A 20,135-nucleotide genomic window follows, 5' to 3' on the forward strand; every position below is an offset into this window, starting at 1 on the left:
CCCCATCAGTTCGCGGTCACCTGGGCGAGCTCGTCGTGGTGACGTCCGACGTGCGCCTCGGCGCGCAGCCGTTCCACCATGTGTGGATAGTGCATTTCGAACGCCGGCCGCTCGGAACGGATGCGCGGCAGTTCGGTGAAGTTGTGCCGCGGCGGCGGGCAACTGGTCGCCCACTCCAGCGAGTTGCCGTATCCCCACGGGTCGTCAACGGTGACGACCTCGCCGTACCGCCAGCTCTTGAAGACGTTCCACACGAACGGGAACATCGACGCGCCCAGGATGAAGGCCCCGATCGTCGAGACGACGTTCAGGCTGGTAAAGCCGTCGGTGGGCAGGTAGTCGGCGTAGCGGCGCGGCATGCCCTCATCGCCCAGCCAGTGCTGCACCAGGAACGTGGTGTGAAACCCGATGAACGTCAACCAGAAGTGCAGCTTGCCCAGTCGTTCGTCGAGCAGCCGGCCGGTCATCTTCGGGAACCAGAAGTAGATACCGGCGAAGGTGGAGAACACGATCGTGCCGAACAGCACGTAATGGAAGTGCGCGACGACGAAGTAACTGTCGGTCACATGGAAATCCAGCGGCGGGCTGGCCAGCAGCACGCCGGTCAGACCACCCAGGAGGAAGGTGACCGCGAAGCCGACCGAGAACAGCATCGGCGTCTCAAAGGTCAACTGGCCCTTCCACATCGTGCCGATCCAGTTGAAGAACTTGATCCCGGTCGGCACCGCGATCAGATACGTCATGAACGAAAAGAACGGCAGCAGGACGGCTCCGGTGGCGAACATGTGGTGCGCCCACACCGCGACCGACAACGCCGCGATCGACAGCGTCGCGTAGACCAGCGTGGTGTAACCGAAGATCGGCTTGCGGGAAAACACCGGGAAGATCTCCGAGACGATCCCGAAGAACGGCAGCGCGATGATGTAGACCTCGGGGTGGCCGAAGAACCAGAACAGGTGCTGCCACAACAGGACCCCACCGTTGGCCGGGTCGTAGATGTGGGCCCCCAGGTGGCGGTCGGCGGCCAGCCCGAACAGCGCCGCGGTCAGCAGCGGGAAGACGATCAGCACGAGGATGGACGTCACCAGGATGTTCCAGGTGAAGATCGGCATCCGGAACATCGTCATGCCGGGCGCGCGCATGCAGACCACGGTGGTGATCATGTTGACCGCACCCAAGATGGTGCCCAGGCCGGCAACCGCCAGACCCAGGATCCACAGGTCACCGCCGGTGCCGGGCGAGTGGATGGCGTCGCTCAACGGGGTATAGGCGGTCCAGCCGAAGTCGGCGGCCCCGCCGGGCGTGATGAAGCCGGCCATCGCGATCGTGGCGCCGAACACGAACAACCAGAACGAGAAGGCGTTTAGCCGCGGGAATGCCACGTCGGGCGCGCCGATCTGCAGTGGCAACACCAGGTTGGCGAAGCCGAACACGATCGGGGTGGCATAGAACAGCAGCATGATCGTGCCGTGCATGGTGAACAGCTGGTTGAACTGCTCATTCGACAAGAACTGCAGACCGGGCGTGGCCAACTCGGCGCGCATGAACAGCGCCAACAGCCCGCCGATGAAGAAGAAGACGAAGCAGGCGACGCAGTACATGATGCCGATCATCTTGTGATCGGTGGTGGCGATCAGCTTGTAGACGAGGTTCCCTTTGGGACCGGTCCGGGCCGGATACGGACGGATGGCCTCGAGTTCTCCCAACGGGGGCGCTTCGGCTGTCAACAGCTCCTCCAAACATCCATCACCGAACATCAACGGCTTCTGGAGCCCAGAAAACCAGCCCAGAAACCCGCAATGACACGAATCTTAGCCGCCGATCAGGCCCGCGGAAGGCCTGGTCCTACAAACTGTCGTAAATGCCTCGCCGGTGCCGGTGCGACCTTTCGGCGGCCCGGTCCCAGCAGGCCGGATGTTAACGTCGAACACGTGCCAATCGGGGGGACGCGAGCGAGACGCCTAGCCACGGGAGCCACCTCGCTAGCGGCCGCGGCGGTGGCGACGATGGTGACGTGCAGCGGCTGCGGGTCCGATCAGCCGCCCACCACATCATCGCGATCGGTCGTCACCCCCACCACCCAAATCGCCGGAGCCGGGGTGCTGGGCAACGACCGCAAGCCGGACGAGTCATGCGCACGCGACCCGGCCGCCGCCGATCCCGGGCCGGCCACCCGGCCAGCGCACAACGCGGCGGGCGTCACCCCCGACGTCGCCCAGGTGCCGGCCGACCCGCAGCGCATCGTGGTGCTCTCCGGTGACCAGCTCGACGCGCTATGCGCCCTTGGCCTGCAATCGCGGGTGATCGCCGCGGCGCTGCCGGATGGCTCCTCGAGTCAGCCCTCCTACCTGGGTAAGGCGGTGCACGGGCTGCCCGGTGTCGGGACCCGCAGCTCCCCCGACCTGGACGCCATCGCGGCGGCTCATCCGGACCTGATCCTGGGTTCGCAGGCTTTTACGCCGAAGCTGTACCCGCGGCTGGCCGCGATCGCCCCGACGGTGTTCACCGCCGCACCGGGCGCGGCCTGGGAGGACAACCTGCGTGGTGTAGGCGCCGCGACGGCCCGCAGCGGCGCCATGGACGCCCTGCTCACCGGGTTCGCCGCACGGGCCAAGCTGGTCGGGGCAAACCATGACGCGACTCACTTCCAGGCGTCGATCGTTCAGCTGACCACCAACACCATGCGGGTGTTCGGGGCCAACAACTTCCCGGCCAGCGTGCTGACTGCGGTCGGGGTGGACCGACCAGCATCACAGCGCTTCACCGACAAGCCCTACATCGAGATCGGCACCACCGACGCCGATCTCGCCAACGGTCAGGACCTTTCCGCGGCCGACGCCGACATCGTCTACGTGTCCTGTGCGTCGTCTGCCGCCGCCGAGCGCGCGGCCACCGTCCTGGACAGCGGCCCGTGGCGCAAGCTGTCCGCCAACCACGACAACCGAGTCTTCGTCGTCAACGACGAGATTTGGCAGACGGGCGAGGGCTTGATCGCGGCCCGCGGCATCGTCGACGACCTGCGCTGGGTCAACGCCCCGATCAATTAGGCTTTTGGGGTAACCACAGCTAAGAAGTCACGCGCCTCAACGATGCCAGAAGAAGGTGCTCATGAACACTGTTTCCGCGTACGCCGCCACCTGTCAGCGGTCACGCAATTCCCCAGGTTTGAGGGGTTGTCCGTCACGGAATTCCCCACCCTGGCTGTCAGGTAATTCCCCACCCTGGGCGGTGTGTCTGCCGGGTGTGGGCCTCGCACACATGTTCGCTCTTGATCCGTCGGAGTACGGCGGACGAAGGGGCACTGATGGCGAGGAGAGATATCGAGATGTTCGATCTGATCGAGTTGTACACGCATTGGCAGGCTGGTCGCTCACAGGTGCAGTTGTGGCAGTCGCTGGGGATGGATCGTAAGACGATCCGCAAGTATCTGGCCCCGGCGGTCGCCGAGGGCATTGGCCCAGGCGGAGAACCGCTGAGCGCCGAGCAGTGGGCGGCGCGGATCGCGCAGTGGTTTCCCGGACTGGATGATCGCGGCGCGCGGGCATCGACGTGGCCGTTGATCGACCGGCATAGCGACCGGATCAGGACTGGCTGCACGCCGATGTTACGGTCGCCACGATCGCGCAGCGGCTACGTGACGACCATCAGGTCGACGTGTCGGAGTCCTCTGTGCGGCGTTGGGTGGCAATGAATTTCGCCGATGAGGTGGCTCGTGCTCGGGTGAGCGTGCCGCGCGGCGAAGTGCCGCCGGGCAGCGAAGCGCAGATCGACTACGGCCGGTTAGGAATGTGGCTGAACCCGGCCACAGCCAAGCGAGTCGCAGTGTGGGCGTTTGTCATGGTGCTGTCGTGCTCGCGGCACCTGTTCGTTCGCCCTGTGGTCAGGATGGACCAAACCACCTGGTGCACTTGCCATGTCGAGGCATTCGAATTCTTCAATGGTATTCCGGCCCGGCTGGTGTGCGACAACCTCAAGACCGGGGTGGACAAGCCCGACCTATATGACCCGAAGATCAACCGCACCTACGCCGAGCTGGCCGCCCACTACGACTGCTTGATCGACCCGGCCCGGGCGTTCAAGCCCAAGGACAAACCTCGTGTCGAGCGGCCGATGCCGTATGTGCGGGATTCGTTCTGGCGGGGCCGCGAGTTCACCTCGCTGGCTCAGATGCAGGGCGAGGCGGCCCGGTGGAGCCGGGAGGTGGCCGGGCTACGACATTCACGGGCCTCGACGGCGGCCAGCCGCTGCGGGTGTTCGAAGCGATCGAGGCCGATACGTTGAAACCGTTGCCGCGCCACGCGTTCGAACTCACCACCTGGTCTATCGGCACCGTGGGGGTCGATACGCACCTCAAGGTCGGCAAGGCCCTCTACAGCGTGCCATGGCGGCTGATCGGGCGGCGCCTGCACGCCCGCACCGCCGGTGACATCGTGCAGATCTTTGCCCACAACGAGGTCGTCGCCACCCATGTGCGGCGGGCCTCGGGGCGCTCCACCGACTTCTCCCACTACCCGCCGGAGAAGGTCGCCTTCGCGATGAAAACCCCCACCTGGTGTCGGCACACCGCCGCCCAGGTCGGCCCCGCCTGCGAAGCGGTGATCGCCGAATTCATGCGCGACAACGCGATCCACCACCTGCGCTCGGCGCAAGGAGTGCTCGGGCTGCGCGACAAGCACGGCTGTGATCGGCTCGAAGCCGCCTGCGCCTGCGCGATCGCCGTCGGCGACCCGGCGTATCGGACCATCAAGGGCATCCTGGCCGCCGGCACCGAACACGACGCCACCACCGCCGAACCGGCCACCGGCGCCGCCGCCACTACCGCGGCGTTCCTGCGTGGCCCCGACCAGTTCGCCACCGGCGACACCGGCGGAGTCGGCTGAAAGTCACCCGGGTCCCGGAATCTGACCGAATCACAACCCACATAAGCTATTTCACAAGGAGAACACGACTTCATGGGTATTTGTGACCCCGCGCTGCGCAACGCGCTGCGCACTCTGAAACTGTCGGGCATGCTTGACACCCTCGACGCCCGGCTAGCCCAGACCCGCAACGGCGACTTCGGGCACCTCGAATTCCTGCAAGCACTGTGCGAGGACGAGATCGCCCGCCGCGAATCGGCCGCCCTGACACGGCGCATCCGCCGCGCGAAGTTCGAAGAACAAGCCACCTTCGAATCCTTCGACTTCTCCGCCAACCCGAAACTGCCCGCCGCCATACTGCGCGACCTGGCCGCGCTGCGCTGGCTCGACGCCGGCGAGTCGGTCATCCTCTACGGACCCGTTGGGGTAGGCAAAACCCATGTGGCACAAGCACTCGGGCATGCTGTAGCCCGACGCGGCGGCGACGTCCGTTTCGCCAAAACCTCTCGGATGCTCGCCGACCTCGCCGGCGGGCACGCCGACCGCAGTTAGGGCCAACGCATCCGCGAATACACCAAACCGCTCGTGTTGATTCTTGATGATTTTGCGATGCGCGAGCACGACCATGCACGCCGACGACCTCTACGAGCTAATCAACGAACGCGCGGTCAGCGGCAAGCCGCTGATCTTGACCTCCAACCGCGCCCCCAACGACTGGTACGGCCTATTCCCGAACCCGGTCGTCGCCGAATCGCTACTCGACAGGATCATCAACAGCAGCTACCAGATCCTCATGGACGGACCCAGCTACCGGCCCCGCAAACGGCCCGGACGCAGCGTCAGCTAGACAACGCCACCGCGGGCACGGTACACATACCATCGAGGCCCGCACCTGGGGAATTCCGTGACGGCAGCCCTGGGGAATTACGTGACGGTCGACACACCTCGGCCACCGAGCCGCTAACCAAGACCACGATCACCCGCCGTGACCCCGGTCCCCACGACGTGGCGATCGACATCAAGTTCGCCGGGATCTGCCATTCGGACATCCACACCGTCAAAGCCGAGTGGGGCCAACCGAATTACCCGGTGGTCCCCGGCCACGAGATCGCCGGGGTGGTGGCCGCCGTCGGCTCCGCGGTCACTAAGCACAATGTCGGCGATCGCGTCGGGGTGGGCTGCATGGTGGACTCCTGCCGTGAATGCAGCAGCTGTCTGGCCGGGCTCGAGCAGTACTGCAAGCCGGGCGCGACCTTCACCTACAACTCGGTCGGCAAAGACGGCCAATCGACCCAGGGCGGCTACAGTCAAGCGATCGTCGTCGACGAAAACTTCGTGGTGCGCATCCCCGACGCGCTGCCGCTGGACGCCGCGGCGCCCCTGCTGTGCGCGGGCATCACGCTCTACTCACCGCTGCGGCACTGGAACGCCGCGCCGAACACGCGGCTGGCGATCATCGGCTTGGGCGGATTGGGTCACATGGGCGTCAAACTGGGCGCGGCGATGGGTGCCGACGTGACGGTGCTGTCGCAATCCCTGAAGAAGATGGAGGACGGCCTGCGCCTGGGTGCCAGCCACTACTACGCCACCGCCGACCGGGACACCTTCCGCAAGCTGCGCGGCGGCTTCGACCTGATCCTGAACACCGTCTCGGCGAACCTGGACCTCGGCGACTACCTGAACCTGCTCGACGTCGACGGCACGCTCGTCGAGCTCGGCATCCCCGAGCACCCCATGCCGGTGCCGGCGTTCGCGCTGGCCCTGATGCGGCGCAGTTTGTCCGGGTCGAACATCGGTGGGATCGCCGAGACCCAGGAGATGCTGAATTTCTGCGCCGAGCACGGCGTCACACCCGAGATCGAGCTCATCGAGCCGGATTACATCAACGAAGCCTACGAGCGCGTGCTGGCCAGCGACGTGCGCTACCGCTTCGTCATCGACATCTCACGCTTGTGACGCGATCGAGGCGCGTGAGGCAAGCTGTTCGGCGGCCTCCGCGTCTTCATCACCGGGAACAACCTCGCTGACGTCGATTGCGGCGAGCGGCCAGCCGGCGGCGGCCAACCTCGCGGCGACCCGCTGGATGTTCTCCGGTCCCGCGTCGTAGTGGGTCATATCCTTGATGAACTCGGCGATCTCGTCACGGTCGATCCGGCCGTCGGCCAGCGCCGGAGATCCCTTTTCGGTGATGTTGCCCACGACTTCCCTGACCTGATCCTCGGTCAGTGGCGTGCTTCGCAACAGCGCCAGCAGGGGCACCCGGTCGGGACCTGGTACGCCGTCGGGGTAGCCGGCCTGCAACCAACGGACCACTGAACTAAGGAAATGGCGGTGAGAAGGGTGGGTTTTCGTCACCCCAACAGTGTCACGAAAGCCGTGTCACCGCGGCCACCGCGGGGGCACACAAAACGGACAATTCATGTGCCGTTCACGGGCCGACCATGTGGGCAAAGGCCGAAGACTTTAGAAGTCCCAGTCCTCGTCCTCGGTGACGACGGCCTTGCCGATCACGTAGCTCGACCCCGAGCCGGAGAAGAAGTCGTGGTTCTCGTCGGCGTTGGGTGACAGCGCGGACAGGATCGCCGGGTTCACGTCGGTCTCATCCCGTGGGAACAGCGCCTCGTAGCCCAGGTTCATCAACGCCTTGTTCGCGTTGTAACGCATGAACTTCTTGACGTCTTCGGTGAGTCCCACTTCGTCGTAAAGATCCTGGGTGTACTCGACCTCGTTGTCGTAGAGCGCGAAAAGCAGCTCGTAGGTGTAGTCCTTGATGTCGGCGCGCTTGGCTTCGTCTACCATCGCCAGTCCGCGCTGGAACTTGTAGCCGACATAGTAGCCGTGCACGGCCTCATCGCGGATGATCAACCGGATCATATCGGCGGTGTTGGTCAGCTTGGCCCGGCTCGACCAATACATAGGCAGGTAAAAGCCGGAGTAGAACAGAAAGCTTTCCAGCAGCGTGGAGGCCACCTTGCGTTTGAGCGGCTCGTCGCCTCGGTAGTAGTCGAGCACGATCTCGGCCTTGCGCTGCAGGTGGTAGTTCTCCTCCGACCAGCGGAACGCGTCGTCGATCTCGGCGGTCGAACACAGCGTGGAGAAGATCTGGCTGTAGCTCTTGGCGTGAACCGACTCCATGAACGCGATATTGGTAAAGACGGCTTCCTCGTGCGGGGTCAGCGCGTCGGGAATCATGCTGACCGCCCCTACCGTGCTCTGGACGGTGTCCAGCAGCGTCAACCCGGTGAACACCCGCATCGTCAGCTGCTTCTCGCTGGCGGTCAGCGTGCCCCACGACGGGATGTCGTTGGACACCGGCACCTTTTCGGGCAGCCAGAAGTTTCCGGTCAGCCGGTCCCAGACCTCGGCGTCCTTCTCGTCTTGCACCCGGTTCCAGTTGATCGCCTTGGCCCGGTCGATAAGTTTCGCGTTTTCGGTCACCAGAACCCCACTTCATACGCCTTGATTGGCTACCGGATTGTCTGTCGTACTTCAGACTTCAAACACTACCCCTGGTGGCCGACAAGCCGGCGCAACACAAGAAGTTGTGTTTGCGTGTCGCGAAACTCGAGTCCGCTAGTGTGCCGTCGCCACGGCCGCGCGGTCCCGTGATGAGTCCGCACCCACCCCCAGGAACTCGTACTCCTCGGGCTTGACCGAGCGGGTCGTCAACCAGTACTGCCAGGTGTAGCCACCCCACAGCACCGTGTTCTTGCCGTGCTCGTCGAGATACCAGCTGCGACAGCCGCCGCTGTTCCAGACCGAGTGGGCCAGCTTGCGTTGCAGCTCGTCGTTGAAACGGTCCTGCGCCGCCCGGGACGGAGCCAGTGCCTGCGCGCCCAACCGGTCGCACTTGGCGATCGCGTCGGCGACGTAGTGGATCTGGGATTCGATCATGAACACCACCGAGTTGTGCCCCAGCCCGGTGTTGGGTCCCAACAGGAAGAACAGGTTGGGCATGTCGGCGACGGTGATGCCGCGGTGGGAGCCGATGCCCTCGCGGTTCCAGCGGTCGACCAGGTCCTCGCCGTGGCGGCCCTTGATCTGAACGTAGGTGTAGGAGTCGGTGACGTGGAAACCGGTGGCGTACACGATCACGTCGACGGGGCGCTGGGTGCCGTCGGCGGTGACGATCCCGTTCGGCGTGATCCGGCTGATGTGGTCGGTGATCAGCTCGGTCTTCGGGTTCGCCACGGCACGGTAATAGGTGGAGGAGTTCAGGATTCGCTTGCAACCGATGCGGTAGTGCGGGGTCAGCTTGCGACGCAGTTCGCGATCCTTCACGGAGTGGCGGATGTTCCACTTGGCGAGTGCCTCGATGACCTTGAGCGTGTTCGGCCGCTTGGTCATGCCGTAGGCCAGCGCCTCCTGCGCCCAGTAGATGCCCAGGCGCAGCAGGGCCCGCAGCCCGGGGACGTTCTCCAGCGCCCGCCGCAGGCCCAGCGGAAGCTCCTCGTTGGTGCGCGGCACCACCCACGGCGGGGTGCGTTGGTAAAGCTGCAGCCCGGCGACCTGCCTGACGATCTCGGGCACGATCTGAATCGCGCTGGCACCGGTCCCGATGACAGCCACCCGCTTGCCGGTCAGGTCGACGCTGTGGTCCCACTCCGCGGAATGGAAGGCGCAACCGGCGAAGTCGTCACGACCCTCGATATCGGGCACGGACGGGATGTGCAACGCGCCTGCCCCCGAAATCAGGAACTGGGCTACATATTCCCGTCCGTCGACGGTGAATACATGCCACCGGTACTCGTCGTCGTCCCAGTACGCGCGATCGACCAGGGAATTGAACACGATGTAGCGGCGCAGCCCGTACTTGTCGGTGACCCCCTTGAGGTAGTCCCAGATCTCGTCCCAGTACGAGAACAGGTGCTTCCAGTCCGCCTTGGGCTCGAACGAGAACGAGTACAGGTGCGACGGGATGTCGCACGCGCACCCGGGGTAGCTGTTGTCTCGCCAGGTGCCCCCGACGTCGTCGGCCTTTTCCAGAATGACGAAGTCCACGCCGCGCTGCTGCAGCTTGATGGCCATACCCAAACCGGAGAATCCGGTCCCGATGATGAGGGCCCGGGTATGCAGGGGTGGCTTTTGGGCCTCGGTGGTCGGTTCCGCTTCTGTCATGGCAGGGGTCGCGGTATCGGTCATGGTGAATCGGTCTTCCTGTCGGAGCCTGGTGTCGGCTGGCGCATCCGGGGCCATCGGCGCCTCGCCGGACTCAAATACCCGGTACCCAGGGTATCGGATAGAACGAGTGTATCGATCGCCACAGCGATGTCAACGACGCGGTCGCTCAGCTCGCGGCTGGGTTACTTGGCACCACGCTGTGGATCGGCTGGTCAGGGTCCATCACGATGCCGAGCGCCTCCGCGGTGCCGACGATGGCCGCCATCATGATGGTCGTCAGGTGCGCGACGAACTGGTCACGCGGCATGCGTCGCGGGCTTTGCGGGTCGGGTCCCAACCACCACTCGGTGGCCGACGCGGCCGATCCGAAGGCCGCGTGGGCGGCCAGTTCGAGCGCCGCATGGTCCAGCTCCATCTCACGCAGCTCGTTGTCAAACATGTCGGCCATGGCCAACGTGATCTCACGACCCTCGTTGAGGGTTCGAATCGTCGCCTCGGAGGTACCCCCCGAGGTACCCTGAATGAACACTCGCAGCACGTTGGGATGCATGTCGACGAGGTTGACGTACTCCTCGACGCTGCGACGGATAACTTCGCGGGCCGAGTCGGTGGTCAAGTTGATCGACGGGAAGATCGCGGCCCACAGCATGTCGCGCAGACGCTCCCCGATCGCCTGGAACAGGTCGGACTTATCGGTGAAGTGGCGGTAGATCTTTGGCTTCGCGGTCCCGGCCTCTTCGGCGATTTCCCGCACACTCAGCTCGGGCCCCAGGCGGTCGATTGCGCGGAATGCCGCCTCGACAATTTCGCCGCGCACCTTCTTGCGATGTTCGCGCCAGCGTTCGCTGCGCGCGTCGACCTTCACTCCCGGGGTCGGGGTGGAATGGGGTCGGGCAATTCTCCGCACGTCAAGTACCTTACCGCGGTGCAGCCCTGACCTGGGCCGCTGGCGCCTGGCCAGCTTCGCCGAGTGTGAATTGGGCGACGCGACACGCCGCGAAGCCGTCGCCTGATTAACACTCGGCGCGCGGAGATGAGCCAACCGCAGCGCCAATGCGGCCAGCGAATTTGACGACGCGGTTTAAGGCTCTAGAAGTAACGTGCTGCTGGGCGCATCCGACGGTCAGCTCAGACCCTTCAAATCGCTTATGTGGGGCTCATTTACCGACCTACACCGCTAACTGCTCTTGCTCCTGCGCCCCGGCGCCCATCGACTTGATGGAATACCAGCGCGGTAGACCGCGCCCCTGGTGGCGATGCCCGTCGGCGCGCCTCCGCCAGGCTGACGATTCCCTCCGCGTTCTAACTGTCCGCGTTCATATGCGTGTACCAAGTCCATGACGTCCCGCGTCAGATGGTAGTCACAGTCATCGCGTGTATTGACGAACACCTCGTGCGGCGCCCACTGCGAGCAGTGGAGGTAAGCGCACAAGAGATCCTTGTTTGCGATCGGGCGCAAGGCGTCAAGCGCTCGTACACTCCCTTGGAAACCAGCCTCATGCAACGAGGTTCGGACCCTAACTTTTCTATATCTCCTCGCACGTCCTCTACAGCATGCAGGACACGCACCCCTCGACCTCGGTGCCCTCCAGCGCCAGCTGCCGCAGTCTGATGTAGTACAGCGTCTTGATCCCTTTGCGCCAGGCGTAAATCTGTGCCTTGTTCACATCGCGGGTGGTGGCGGTGTCCTTGAAGAAGAGCGTCAGCGAAAGCCCTTGATCCACATGCTGAGTGGCCGCCGCGTAGGTATCGATGATCTTCTCGTAACCGATCTCGTAGGCGTCCTGGTAGTACTCCAGGTTGTCGTTGGTCATGTAGGGCGCCGGGTAGTAGACCCGCCCGATCTTGCCTTCCTTGCGGATCTCGACCTTCGACACGATGGGGTGGATCGAGGACGTCGAATGGTTGATGTAGGAGATCGAACCGGTCGGCGGCACCGCCTGCAGGTTCTGGTTGTAGATGCCGTGCGCCTGCACCGACTCCTTCAGCCGGCGCCAATCGTCCTGCGTCGGGATGCGGATGTCGGCATCGGTGAAAAGCTGGCGCACCTTCTCGGTCTTGGGCTCCCATACCTGCTCGGTGTATTTGTCGAAGAACTCCCCCGACGCGTACTTGGAGCGCTCGAATCCCTTGAAGCGCGTACCGCGTTCGATGGCGATCCGGTTCGACGCCCGCAGCGCGTGGTAGAGCACCGTGTAGAAGTAGATGTTGGTGAAGTCGATGCCTTCTTCGGAGCCGTAGAAGATGCGCTCGCGGGCCAGGTAGCCGTGCAGGTTCATCTGCCCCAGCCCGATCGCGTGGGAGTCGTTGTTGCCCTGCTCAATCGAGGGCACCGAAGTGATGTGGGTCTGGTCGCTCACCGCGGTCAGCGCGCGGATCGCCACCTCGATCGTCTGGGCGAAGTCCGGTGAGTCCATCGTCTTGGCGATGTTCAGCGACCCCAGGTTGCACGAAATGTCTTTGCCCACTTTGGCATACGACAAGTCATCGTTGAACAACGACGGCGTGGACACCTGCAGGATCTCCGAGCACAGGTTCGAGTGCGTGATCTTGCCCTCAATAGGATTAGCGCGATTGACGGTGTCCTCGAACATGATGTACGGGTAGCCGGACTCGAACTGCAGCTCGGCCAGCGTCTGGAAGAACTCCCGCGCCTTGATCTTGGTCTTGCGGATGCGCGCGTCGTCGACCATCTCGTAGTACTTCTCGGTCACCGAGATGTCGGCGAACGCCACACCATAGACCCGTTCGACGTCGTAGGGCGAGAACAGATACATGTCATCGTTGCGCCTGGCCAATTCGAACGTGATGTCGGGGATCACGACCCCCAGGCTCAGCGTCTTGATCCGGATCTTCTCGTCGGCGTTTTCCCGCTTGGTATCCAGGAACCGGTAGATGTCGGGGTGATGGGCGTGCAGGTACACCGCGCCGGCGCCCTGGCGCGCCCCCAGCTGGTTGGCGTAGGAGAACGAGTCCTCGAGCAGTTTCATGATCGGAATGACGCCCGATGACTGGTTCTCGATGTTCTTGATCGGCGCGCCGTGCTCGCGAATGTTGGTCAGCAGCAACGCGACTCCCCCGCCACGCTTGGACAGCTGCAGCGCGGAGTTGATCGAGCGACCGATCGACTCCATGTTGTCCTCGATGCGCAAGAGAAAGCAGTTGTGCACGACCGTGCCATGAATTGTGTACGTATGCGTGCCCTGGACGTGGAGGTTGTACACCTTCTCCGGAATTTCTTGCGTATGGACCATTTCACGGATTCCATACACATGGCGCCCATGCACAACCTGGTATGTCGTGCGCGACGATCCCTTTCGTCCGACGTAGTTGTGCAGGTTCTTGCCGACGTCGAAGATGAACTCCTCATTTGTGCCGGGCAACCCAGGAACGAATACCTGACCAGTCACATTGCCTGAGCGATTGACGTATCGGCGAACGACGGAAACGATCCCCAGACGGCGGAGGATCAACTGCACCTGATCAACCAATTCCGGATTCACCAGGTCAAGCATCATTCCGCCGGTGGTGCTGCATCCGTCACCACGGAACAACCCGGCCAGCAGTCCACGCTGGAAGTCTTCATTGGCCGTTAAAACGTCTTGGGACAATCGCTTCAGGTGGTATCCAGTGCCGGCCATCGACAGGAACAGCGAAGCCACGACCTTGCTGTTGCAGATCATGCGTACCGACTGGTCCGACACACTTTGGTTGACGGAAAGGTCAGCCGCGAACACTCGCTTGAACGCCGCCGCCAACTCCTGCTGGAACTCGAGCTCATGTGCGCCAAGCGTGAAGCGAATGCCGTTAAGCGCTAGTCCCTCTGAACCCGATCGCTTGGAGATCTGACCTTCGGCCACGTACCACCCGAGCATGAGGCCAAGGTCGTACGATTCCTCGACATACCGGTTCACTGAAACGAAGCCGATCCGATGACCTTGCTTGCTACGGTGCTTCAGGTCGGAGTTAACCGTGCGAATGAGCCCGTCGACCTCTTCGTAGGCGCCCGCGCCGACATGCTCCATCAGGTCATAAACGCGCCGCTCACGTCCCTCCAGCGGTGCTGCCGTCACGATGAAGTCAGTGGGCTGAATGTCTTTGGCAGCTAGCCAAACGAATCCATTGAACGGATCGGCACCATCGCCTTCGATGAGAGTGTCGACCTCGCGCGTCGTCCATACGAGGATCGGATGCTCCGGAGTGCATCGGATCGGCTCTTTGTGCCCGAAGTGCGAGATCGATACCAGGGCATGGTGATTCGGGTTCTCAACGACAGCTTCCACGACAGAATAGGCCCCATCGTGCGAGAGCACCCGGTCACCCGCCTGCAGAGTCTCGATCGCCTTCGGTCCTTCGGAGGTATCCACCGGAGTTCCAGCTGGGAAGCAGCTCACCGGCTCACCGCGCTGCTTCTTGCCCGAGTTCAAGAAAGTCGGGGTGGCCGGCTGGAACCGGCCGTCGATGATCTCGTCGACCAGCTTCTCGGCCAACGCGGTGTCGCCCGCGGCCAGGGTCAGGGCCACCATGACCACGCGGTCCTCGAAGCGCTCGAGGTAGCGCTTCCCGTCGAAGGTCTTCAGCGTGTAGGAGGTGTAGTACTTGAACGCGCCGAGGAACGTCGGGAACCGGAACTTCTTGGCATACGCGCGATCCAGCAGCGTCTTGACGAAGTTGCGCGAGTACTGGTCGAGAACCTCACGCTCGTAATAGTTCTCGCGGATCAGGTAGTCGAGCTTCTCGTCCTGGTTGTGGAAGAAGACCGTGTTCTGGTTGACGTGCTGCAGGAAGTACTGGTGCGCCGCCTCACGGTCCTTGTCGAACTGGATCTTGCCGTCCGCGTCGTACAGATTCAGCATCGCGTTGAGCGCGTGGTAGTCCGTCTCGCCGGGTAGCGCGTGCGCGCCGGTAGTTACCGGCTCTGCAGCTGTGACGGTTGGTGGCACGTCTGTTCCTTCCAGAAGTCAGCCCAAAAGTTCGTTAGGCCCTCGCGGACGGCGGCGACGTCGTCCGCGGTGCCCATCATTTCGAAGCGGTAGAGGTACGGAACGCCGCACTTGCGGGCGACAACGTCGCCGGCATAGCAGTACTCCGCGCCGAAGTTGGTATTGCCGGCCGCGATCACACCGCGCAGCAGCGCTCGATTGTGGTCGTTGTTCAAAAAGGCGATCACCTGTTTAGGGACATGACGTCCGGTCCGAAGATCCGAGAGATCCCGGTTAGCCCGGCCACCGCCGTATGTGGGCACCACCAGCACGTACGGCTCGTCGACCTCGATCCGGCCGTGCAACGGTATCCGCGTGGCGGGAACACCCAGCTTCTGCACGAAGCGATGGGTGTTCTCCGACACGCTGGAGAAATACACGAGGTTGCGCCCATTGACCTCCATGGCACCGCAATCCTCCTGACTGACCGTCTGCCGCGCTACGCGGTCAGCGCGGCCCCGGCAAGCGCCTTGATCCGATCGGGCCGGAAGCCCGACCAATGGTCGTTCCCTGCCACCACGACGGGAGCCTGCAGGTACCCCAGCGCCATCACATAGTCCCGAGCCTCGCAGTCCAGGCTGATGTCGACCTTCTCGTAGGCGATGCCCTGCTTGTCCAGCGCCTTGTAGGTGGCGGTGCATTGCACGCATGCCGGCTTGGCGTACACGGTGATGCTCATCGCGGATGCCGCTCCTTTGCGGAAGATGGGAACTTATCACGGACTGGCAACTACTCGGGTAATACATGTGCGCTCTAGTTCAGCGACCCGCCAACCCCCAAAAATCCCGTCGCGCGGCCGCCTGGTCGATAGACCTGCGATGCCGATTCCAGGAAAGCTCACCGGGCCTGGCCGACTCGGTGAACCTGGGAGCTGCCGGTGCTCGAAACACTACACCTAGTGGGTGACAAGAAGAAGAGGTACAAGATGTTCTGAATAACATTTCTGAAATTCCCTGGTCGTAAGCCTGTGTTCGGTACCGCCTCGGCGTGTCGCAGATCACAACATCCGCCGGGGATGTCGATGCGCATCGGTATATCACCGGCCACCGACAGTGCTGCTGACCAGCCGGCCGCGGCCGACACCGCGGCCCGGCGCTAGCAAACCGACCGGTCGCGGCCCAGGCTCTGGCGTCGATCAAGTACCGTGCGCCTCATGAAGCTGCGTGTGCCCGAAGTCGTCTTCCTGTTCGCGCTGGGAGCGCTGGCGGCACTGATCGGCGATCACAGTCATGTCGTCACCGGCACTACCGAATACCTTGCCCACGCGGTTCCGTACGTGTGGAGCAGCCCGATCTGGTTCCCCTTGCTCGTCGCGTCCGCGACCGTCTCGCTGGCCGAGCTGCGGCTGCACCTGCCCGCACCGCGTGCCACTGTCAGCGCGCGCCAGGGACTCGCCGCAGTGACAGCGGTGCTCGCCACCTACGTCGTCACCGCCTTGGTGCACTCGGCGCCCGCGGTCCCGACGAACGTGCTCATCTTCGCCCTCGCGATCATCACCTGGTGCGTCCTGGGTGACGGCCCCGGCGCGGTGTGCGGCCTGCTCGCCGCGACCGGCGGCCCGCTGTTCGAAGCCGTCCTCGCCGGGGCCGGGGTGTTCAGGTACGCCGCCGACTCGAACGCACTGTTTGGGGTGGCGCCATGGCTGCCAGCGCTGTACTTCGCGTTCGGTGTGACGGCCGCACTGCTCGCCGAGATCGCCGTCGAGAGGCGCCAGCCTGACTAAGATTCGGGCCGCATCGACCGCCTGCTCAGCCGACCTCGGCGGCGAGTTTGCCGACCACGTCGCCCACCTTCGCCGCGAGCTCGGCGCTTTCAGCCGGCGCCTTGCCGTCCAGGGTCAGGAACGGTACCGAAAGTTTGATCGCGTCGATCACCCGGCTCCCGGCGATCCCGAACGACTTGCGCGTCTCGTCGTGCGCCCACACCCCGCCGTACCGGCCCAGGGCCCCGCCGATGACCGCCAACGGCTTGTCCTTCAACGCGCCGTTGCCGAACGGGCGTGAGAGCCAGTCGATCGCGTTCTTGATGACCGCGGGAATGCTGCCGTTGTACTCCGGGGTGACCACCAGAGCGGCATCGGCGTCGGCCGCCGCGGCCCGTAGCGCCGCGACCGGGGCAGGTGGCCGCTCGACGGCGCTGTTGACCGCATCGTCGATGTCCTCGTTGTAGAACGGGAGATCGCCCAGCCCCTCGAACACTGTGATGGTGACGCCGTCCGGAGCGACCGCCGCGGCCAGGTGGGCAATCTGGCGGTTGATCGACGCCGCGCGCAGGCTGCCCACTAACGCCAAGACCTTAATGTCGGACTTGCTCTCTGCCACTGGCTCGTTCCCTTCGGTTGTTGGTCTACATCTTCCCACACGAAACCGGACTCTAGTCCGATTTATTCCGGCCCGTTAGAGTGCAGGTGTGAGCGGTGCCGAGCGGTTGGGCGAGTTGCCCGTGTCCGCTCCGCGGCAGCCTCCGACCGAGCGAGGCGATGCCGCGCGCAACCGGGCGCTGTTACTGGAGGCCGCCCGCAGCCTGGTCGCAAAACGCGGCGCCGACGCCGTCACCATGGATGACGTCGCCGCGGCCGCCGGGGTGGGCAAGGGCACACTGTTCCGCCGGTTCGGCAGCCGCGCCGGTCTGATGATGGTGTTGCTGGACGAGGACGAACGCGCCAGTCAGCACGCATTTCTGTTCGGCCCGCCGCCGCTGGGCCCGGATGCGCCGCCGCTGGACCGGCTGGTGGCGTTCGGCCGCGAGCGGATCCGCTTCGTCCACACCCATCACGCGCTTCTGTCGGCGGCCAACCGCGATCCGCGCACCCGCTACGGACCGGCCGCGGCGGTGCAGCGCACACACGTGCGGGTGCTGCTGGCCTCCGCGCACACCACCGGCGATCTTGATGCCCAGACCGACGCCCTGTTGGCCTTGCTCGATGCCGACTATGTCGAGCATCAACTCAACGTCGGCGGCCACACGGTGGAGACGTTGGGGGACGCCTGGAAAAGCCTGGCCCGCAAGCTGTGCGGGCGGTGAGGACCCCGGCCATGCCCGAGCCTTTGTCGACGCCGCGTTGGGTCCTCCATGTCGACCTGGACCAGTTCTTGGCGTCGGTCGAGCTGCGTCGCCACCCCGAATTGGCGGGGCTGCCGGTCATCGTCGGTGGCAGCGGCGACCCAACCGAACCGCGCAAGGTCGTCACCTGCGCCTCGTATGAGGCCCGCGAATTCGGAGTGCACGCAGGCATGCCGCTGCGCACCGCCGCCCGTCGCTGCCCCAACGCCACCTTCTTGGCCTCGGATCCGGCCGCCTATGACGCGGCGTCCGACCAGGTGATGGGTTTGTTGCGTGACCTCGGACATCCAGTCGAGGTGTGGGGCTGGGACGAGGCCTACGTCGGGGTGGACGATCCTGTGGACCCCACCGAGGTCGCCGAACTGATCCGCGCCGTCGTCATGTCGGAAACCGGGTTGTCCTGCTCGATCGGCATCAGCGACAACAAGCAGCGGGCCAAGGTCGCCACCGGCTTCGCGAAGCCAGCCGGAATCTTCGTGCTCACCGACGCGAACTGGTTGACGGTGATGGCAGAGCGTCCGGTCGACGCGCTGTGGGGGGTGGGTCCAAAGACGGCGAAAAAGCTCGCAGCCCTTGGGATAACCACGGTCTGGCAGCTTGCGCGCAGCGACGCCGAGTTGCTGACATCCACGTTCGGCCCACGCACCGGCTTGTGGCTGTTGCTGCTCGCCAAGGGTGGCGGCGACGCCGGCGTCACGGCGCAGCCGTGGGTGCCGCGCTCCCGCAGCCACGTCGTCACCTTCCCGCGCGATCTCACCGACCGTGCCGAAATGGAATCCGCGGTAACGGAATTGGCGAAGCGAACGCTGGACGACGTGGTGGCTTCGGGGCGGATCGTCACCCGGGTGGCAGTGACCGTGCGCACGGCGACGTTTTACACCCGCACCAAGATGCGCAAACTTCCGGCGCCCACCACCGATCCGGATGTCGTCACCGCCGCCGCCCTGCGGGTCCTGCACCTGTTCGAGTTGGATCGGCCGGTCCGGTTACTCGGTGTGCGGCTGGACCTCGAAATGCCCAATTAGGTTCGGGTTGGCGCCGGGCTGGGTTTCACTTGCCCAGCTCCTCCTCGGTCCGCTCCGCGGACCACATCGTCGCCGGGCTGGGTTTCACTTGCCCAGCTCCTCCTCGGTCCGCTCCGCGGACCGCATCGTCGCCGGGCTGGGTTTCACTAGCCCAGCTCCTCCTCGGTCCGCTCCGCGGACCGCATCGTCGCCGGGCTGGGCCGAAGTGCGCGCGTGAAGAAGACGTTGACCCGGCGCATCACCGCGCTGTAGGGCCACCAGGCCACCCGTTTGACGGCGTACAGCGCCCGGATGTCTGCCGACGTGTAGATCAGGTACCTGTTCTTCGCGACGCCGGCCAGGATTTTGTCGGCCGCCCGTTCCGGCGACACCGCATGACCGCCGAAGCGCTCGAACCATTGGGCCACTTTGGGGTGGTCGCGGTCGACACCGGCGATCTCGACGGTATTGACCAGCGGGGTCTTCACCGCGCCGGGCACCACCACCGACACCCCGATGCGGTGCCGGTCCAAGTCGAAGCGCAGCACCTCGGACAGCCCGCGCAACCCGTACTTGCTGGCGCTGTAGGCCGCATGCCAGGGCAGCGCGACCAGCCCAGCCGCCGACGACACGTTGACCAGATGCCCGCCCCGGCCGGCCGCCACCATCGGCGGAATGAACGCCTCGATGACATGGATGGGCCCCATCAGGTTGATGGCGACGATATTGCTCCACTGCTCGTGGGTGAGCTGGTCAACGGTGCCCCAGGCCGATACGCCGGCGATGTTCATCACGACATCCATGCTGGGATAGCGGGTGTGGATGTCGGCCGCGAACGAGGCGACGTCGTGGTAGACGGAAACATCGAGAGCTCGATGCGCGGGCACCCGCGCGCCCAGCGCGCGGGCGTCGGCCACGGTGAGTTCGAGACCGTCGGCGTTGCGGTCGGTCAGGAAGAGCTCGGCACCGTGCTCGGCGAGCCGCAAGGCGGTGGCGCGGCCTATGCCGCTGGCCGCGCCGGTGAGTAAACACCGCTTTGCCGCGAAATACCGCCCCGATGCCGTCTGCGCCATAGCCGTGACGATACCTACGGGATCAGCCGCCCC

14 protein-coding genes and 5 pseudogenes are annotated in these 20,135 nt (G+C 64.4%); 7 read left to right on the top strand and 12 right to left on the bottom strand.

All coding sequences use genetic code 11. From position 1 onward, the window contains the following. Nucleotides 1-5 precede the first annotated feature (5 nt). Entirely contained in the window at nt 6-1,727 is a 1,722-nt protein-coding gene (gene ctaD, locus G6N24_RS14620; protein WP_085162074.1) for an aa3-type cytochrome oxidase subunit I, read from the bottom strand. A gap of 279 nt (nt 1,728-2,006) precedes the next feature. On the opposite strand from ctaD, the gene G6N24_RS14625 reads away from it, so the two are divergent. The 4 genes and pseudogenes from G6N24_RS14625 to G6N24_RS14645 all read left to right on the top strand — a co-directional run bounded on the left by G6N24_RS14625 (nt 2,007) and on the right by G6N24_RS14645 (nt 6,815). Beyond that, entirely contained in the window at nt 2,007-3,047 is a 1,041-nt protein-coding gene (locus tag G6N24_RS14625; RefSeq protein WP_085162075.1) for an iron-siderophore ABC transporter substrate-binding protein, read from the top strand. Between the two features lie 278 nt (nt 3,048-3,325). Next, nucleotides 3,326-4,880: pseudogene (gene istA, locus G6N24_RS14635) on the top strand (IS21 family transposase). Between the two features lie 72 nt (nt 4,881-4,952). After that, a pseudogene (gene istB / locus G6N24_RS14640) lies at nt 4,953-5,706 on the top strand (IS21-like element helper ATPase IstB). Nucleotides 5,707-5,834: 128 nt separating this feature from the next. Continuing rightward, nucleotides 5,835-6,815, top strand: coding sequence for an NAD(P)-dependent alcohol dehydrogenase (locus G6N24_RS14645; protein WP_085160550.1), 981 nt, complete (start codon nt 5,835-5,837; stop codon nt 6,813-6,815). On the opposite strand, the gene G6N24_RS14650 is transcribed toward G6N24_RS14645, so the two are convergent. The 9 genes and pseudogenes from G6N24_RS14650 to G6N24_RS14680 all read right to left on the bottom strand — a co-directional run bounded on the left by G6N24_RS14650 (nt 6,804) and on the right by G6N24_RS14680 (nt 15,641). Further along, nucleotides 6,804-7,214: a DUF3349 domain-containing protein gene (locus G6N24_RS14650; RefSeq protein WP_085160553.1), complete on the bottom strand. Its 411-nt coding sequence runs from the start codon at nt 7,212-7,214 to the stop codon at nt 6,804-6,806. The two genes, G6N24_RS14645 and G6N24_RS14650, sit on opposite strands and share 12 nt — an antisense overlap. Nucleotides 7,215-7,322: 108 nt before the next feature. Then, nucleotides 7,323-8,297: a class 1b ribonucleoside-diphosphate reductase subunit beta gene (gene nrdF, locus G6N24_RS14655; protein ID WP_085160555.1), complete on the bottom strand. Its 975-nt coding sequence runs from the start codon at nt 8,295-8,297 to the stop codon at nt 7,323-7,325. A 135-nt stretch (nt 8,298-8,432) separates the two neighbouring features. Next, nucleotides 8,433-10,001: a flavin-containing monooxygenase gene (locus tag G6N24_RS14660; RefSeq protein WP_085160646.1), complete on the bottom strand. Its 1,569-nt coding sequence runs from the start codon at nt 9,999-10,001 to the stop codon at nt 8,433-8,435. Between the two features lie 145 nt (nt 10,002-10,146). Next, nucleotides 10,147-10,887 (bottom strand): TetR/AcrR family transcriptional regulator, encoded by a 741-nt coding sequence (locus G6N24_RS14665; protein ID WP_085160557.1) that lies wholly within the window; start codon nt 10,885-10,887, stop codon nt 10,147-10,149. A gap of 640 nt (nt 10,888-11,527) precedes the next feature. Continuing rightward, nucleotides 11,528-13,144: pseudogene (nrdE, locus tag G6N24_RS25540) on the bottom strand (class 1b ribonucleoside-diphosphate reductase subunit alpha); the annotation flags it as partial. 306 nt (nt 13,145-13,450) lie between these two features. Then, nucleotides 13,451-14,374 (bottom strand): annotated as a pseudogene (locus G6N24_RS25545) (Hint domain-containing protein); the annotation flags it as partial. Next, nucleotides 14,363-14,923 (bottom strand): annotated as a pseudogene (locus G6N24_RS25550) (ribonucleotide reductase N-terminal alpha domain-containing protein); the annotation flags it as partial. The pseudogenes G6N24_RS25545 and G6N24_RS25550, both read right to left, overlap by 12 nt. Beyond that, nucleotides 14,890-15,366: a class Ib ribonucleoside-diphosphate reductase assembly flavoprotein NrdI gene (nrdI, locus tag G6N24_RS14675; RefSeq protein WP_085160561.1), complete on the bottom strand. Its 477-nt coding sequence runs from the start codon at nt 15,364-15,366 to the stop codon at nt 14,890-14,892. The gene nrdI and the pseudogene G6N24_RS25550, both read right to left, overlap by 34 nt. Before the next feature lie 35 nt (nt 15,367-15,401). After that, nucleotides 15,402-15,641, bottom strand: a complete 240-nt coding sequence (locus tag G6N24_RS14680; RefSeq protein WP_085160563.1) for a redoxin NrdH — start codon at nt 15,639-15,641, stop codon at nt 15,402-15,404. A 474-nt stretch (nt 15,642-16,115) separates the two neighbouring features. Here G6N24_RS14680 and G6N24_RS14685 point away from each other — a divergent pair, with 474 nt between their 5' ends. Continuing rightward, on the top strand, nt 16,116-16,685 hold the full coding sequence (locus G6N24_RS14685) for a diacylglycerol-binding protein (RefSeq protein WP_085160567.1): 570 nt from the start codon (nt 16,116-16,118) through the stop codon (nt 16,683-16,685). Nucleotides 16,686-16,710: 25 nt separating this feature from the next. Here the strand turns inward: G6N24_RS14685 and G6N24_RS14690 are convergent, their stop codons facing one another. Next, nucleotides 16,711-17,283 carry an NAD(P)H-dependent oxidoreductase gene (locus tag G6N24_RS14690; protein WP_139822403.1) on the bottom strand — a complete coding sequence of 191 codons (573 nt, stop codon included), beginning with the start codon at nt 17,281-17,283 and terminating at the stop codon, nt 16,711-16,713. An 88-nt stretch (nt 17,284-17,371) separates the two neighbouring features. On the opposite strand from G6N24_RS14690, the gene G6N24_RS14695 reads away from it, so the two are divergent. Then, nucleotides 17,372-17,986, top strand: coding sequence for a TetR/AcrR family transcriptional regulator (locus G6N24_RS14695; RefSeq protein ID WP_085160571.1), 615 nt, complete (start codon nt 17,372-17,374; stop codon nt 17,984-17,986). A gap of 11 nt (nt 17,987-17,997) precedes the next feature. Next, nucleotides 17,998-19,050, top strand: a complete 1,053-nt coding sequence (locus G6N24_RS14700; RefSeq protein WP_085160648.1) for a DNA polymerase IV — start codon at nt 17,998-18,000, stop codon at nt 19,048-19,050. 146 nt (nt 19,051-19,196) lie between these two features. Here the strand turns inward: G6N24_RS14700 and G6N24_RS14705 are convergent, their stop codons facing one another. After that, nucleotides 19,197-20,102, bottom strand: coding sequence for an SDR family oxidoreductase (locus tag G6N24_RS14705; RefSeq protein WP_085160573.1), 906 nt, complete (start codon nt 20,100-20,102; stop codon nt 19,197-19,199). Nucleotides 20,103-20,135 lie beyond the last annotated feature (33 nt).

It is taken from the genome of Mycobacterium lacus (assembly GCF_010731535.1).
GTDB classification, from domain to species: domain Bacteria; phylum Actinomycetota; class Actinomycetes; order Mycobacteriales; family Mycobacteriaceae; genus Mycobacterium; species Mycobacterium lacus.

What these genes read in the sequence shown, in the direction of transcription:
- G6N24_RS14625 (WP_085162075.1), top strand. Translation starts at nt 2,007, where the DNA reads ATGGTGACGTGCAGCGGCTGCGGGTCCGATCAGCCGCCCACCACATCA.
- G6N24_RS14660 (WP_085160646.1), bottom strand. Translation starts at nt 10,001, where the DNA reads ATGACCGATACCGCGACCCCTGCCATGACAGAAGCGGAACCGACCACC.
- nrdI (WP_085160561.1), bottom strand. Translation starts at nt 15,366, where the DNA reads ATGGAGGTCAATGGGCGCAACCTCGTGTATTTCTCCAGCGTGTCGGAG.
- G6N24_RS14680 (WP_085160563.1), bottom strand. Translation starts at nt 15,641, where the DNA reads ATGAGCATCACCGTGTACGCCAAGCCGGCATGCGTGCAATGCACCGCC.
- G6N24_RS14685 (WP_085160567.1), top strand. Translation starts at nt 16,116, where the DNA reads ATGAAGCTGCGTGTGCCCGAAGTCGTCTTCCTGTTCGCGCTGGGAGCG.
- G6N24_RS14700 (WP_085160648.1), top strand. Translation starts at nt 17,998, where the DNA reads ATGCCCGAGCCTTTGTCGACGCCGCGTTGGGTCCTCCATGTCGACCTG.
- G6N24_RS14705 (WP_085160573.1), bottom strand. Translation starts at nt 20,102, where the DNA reads ATGGCGCAGACGGCATCGGGGCGGTATTTCGCGGCAAAGCGGTGTTTA.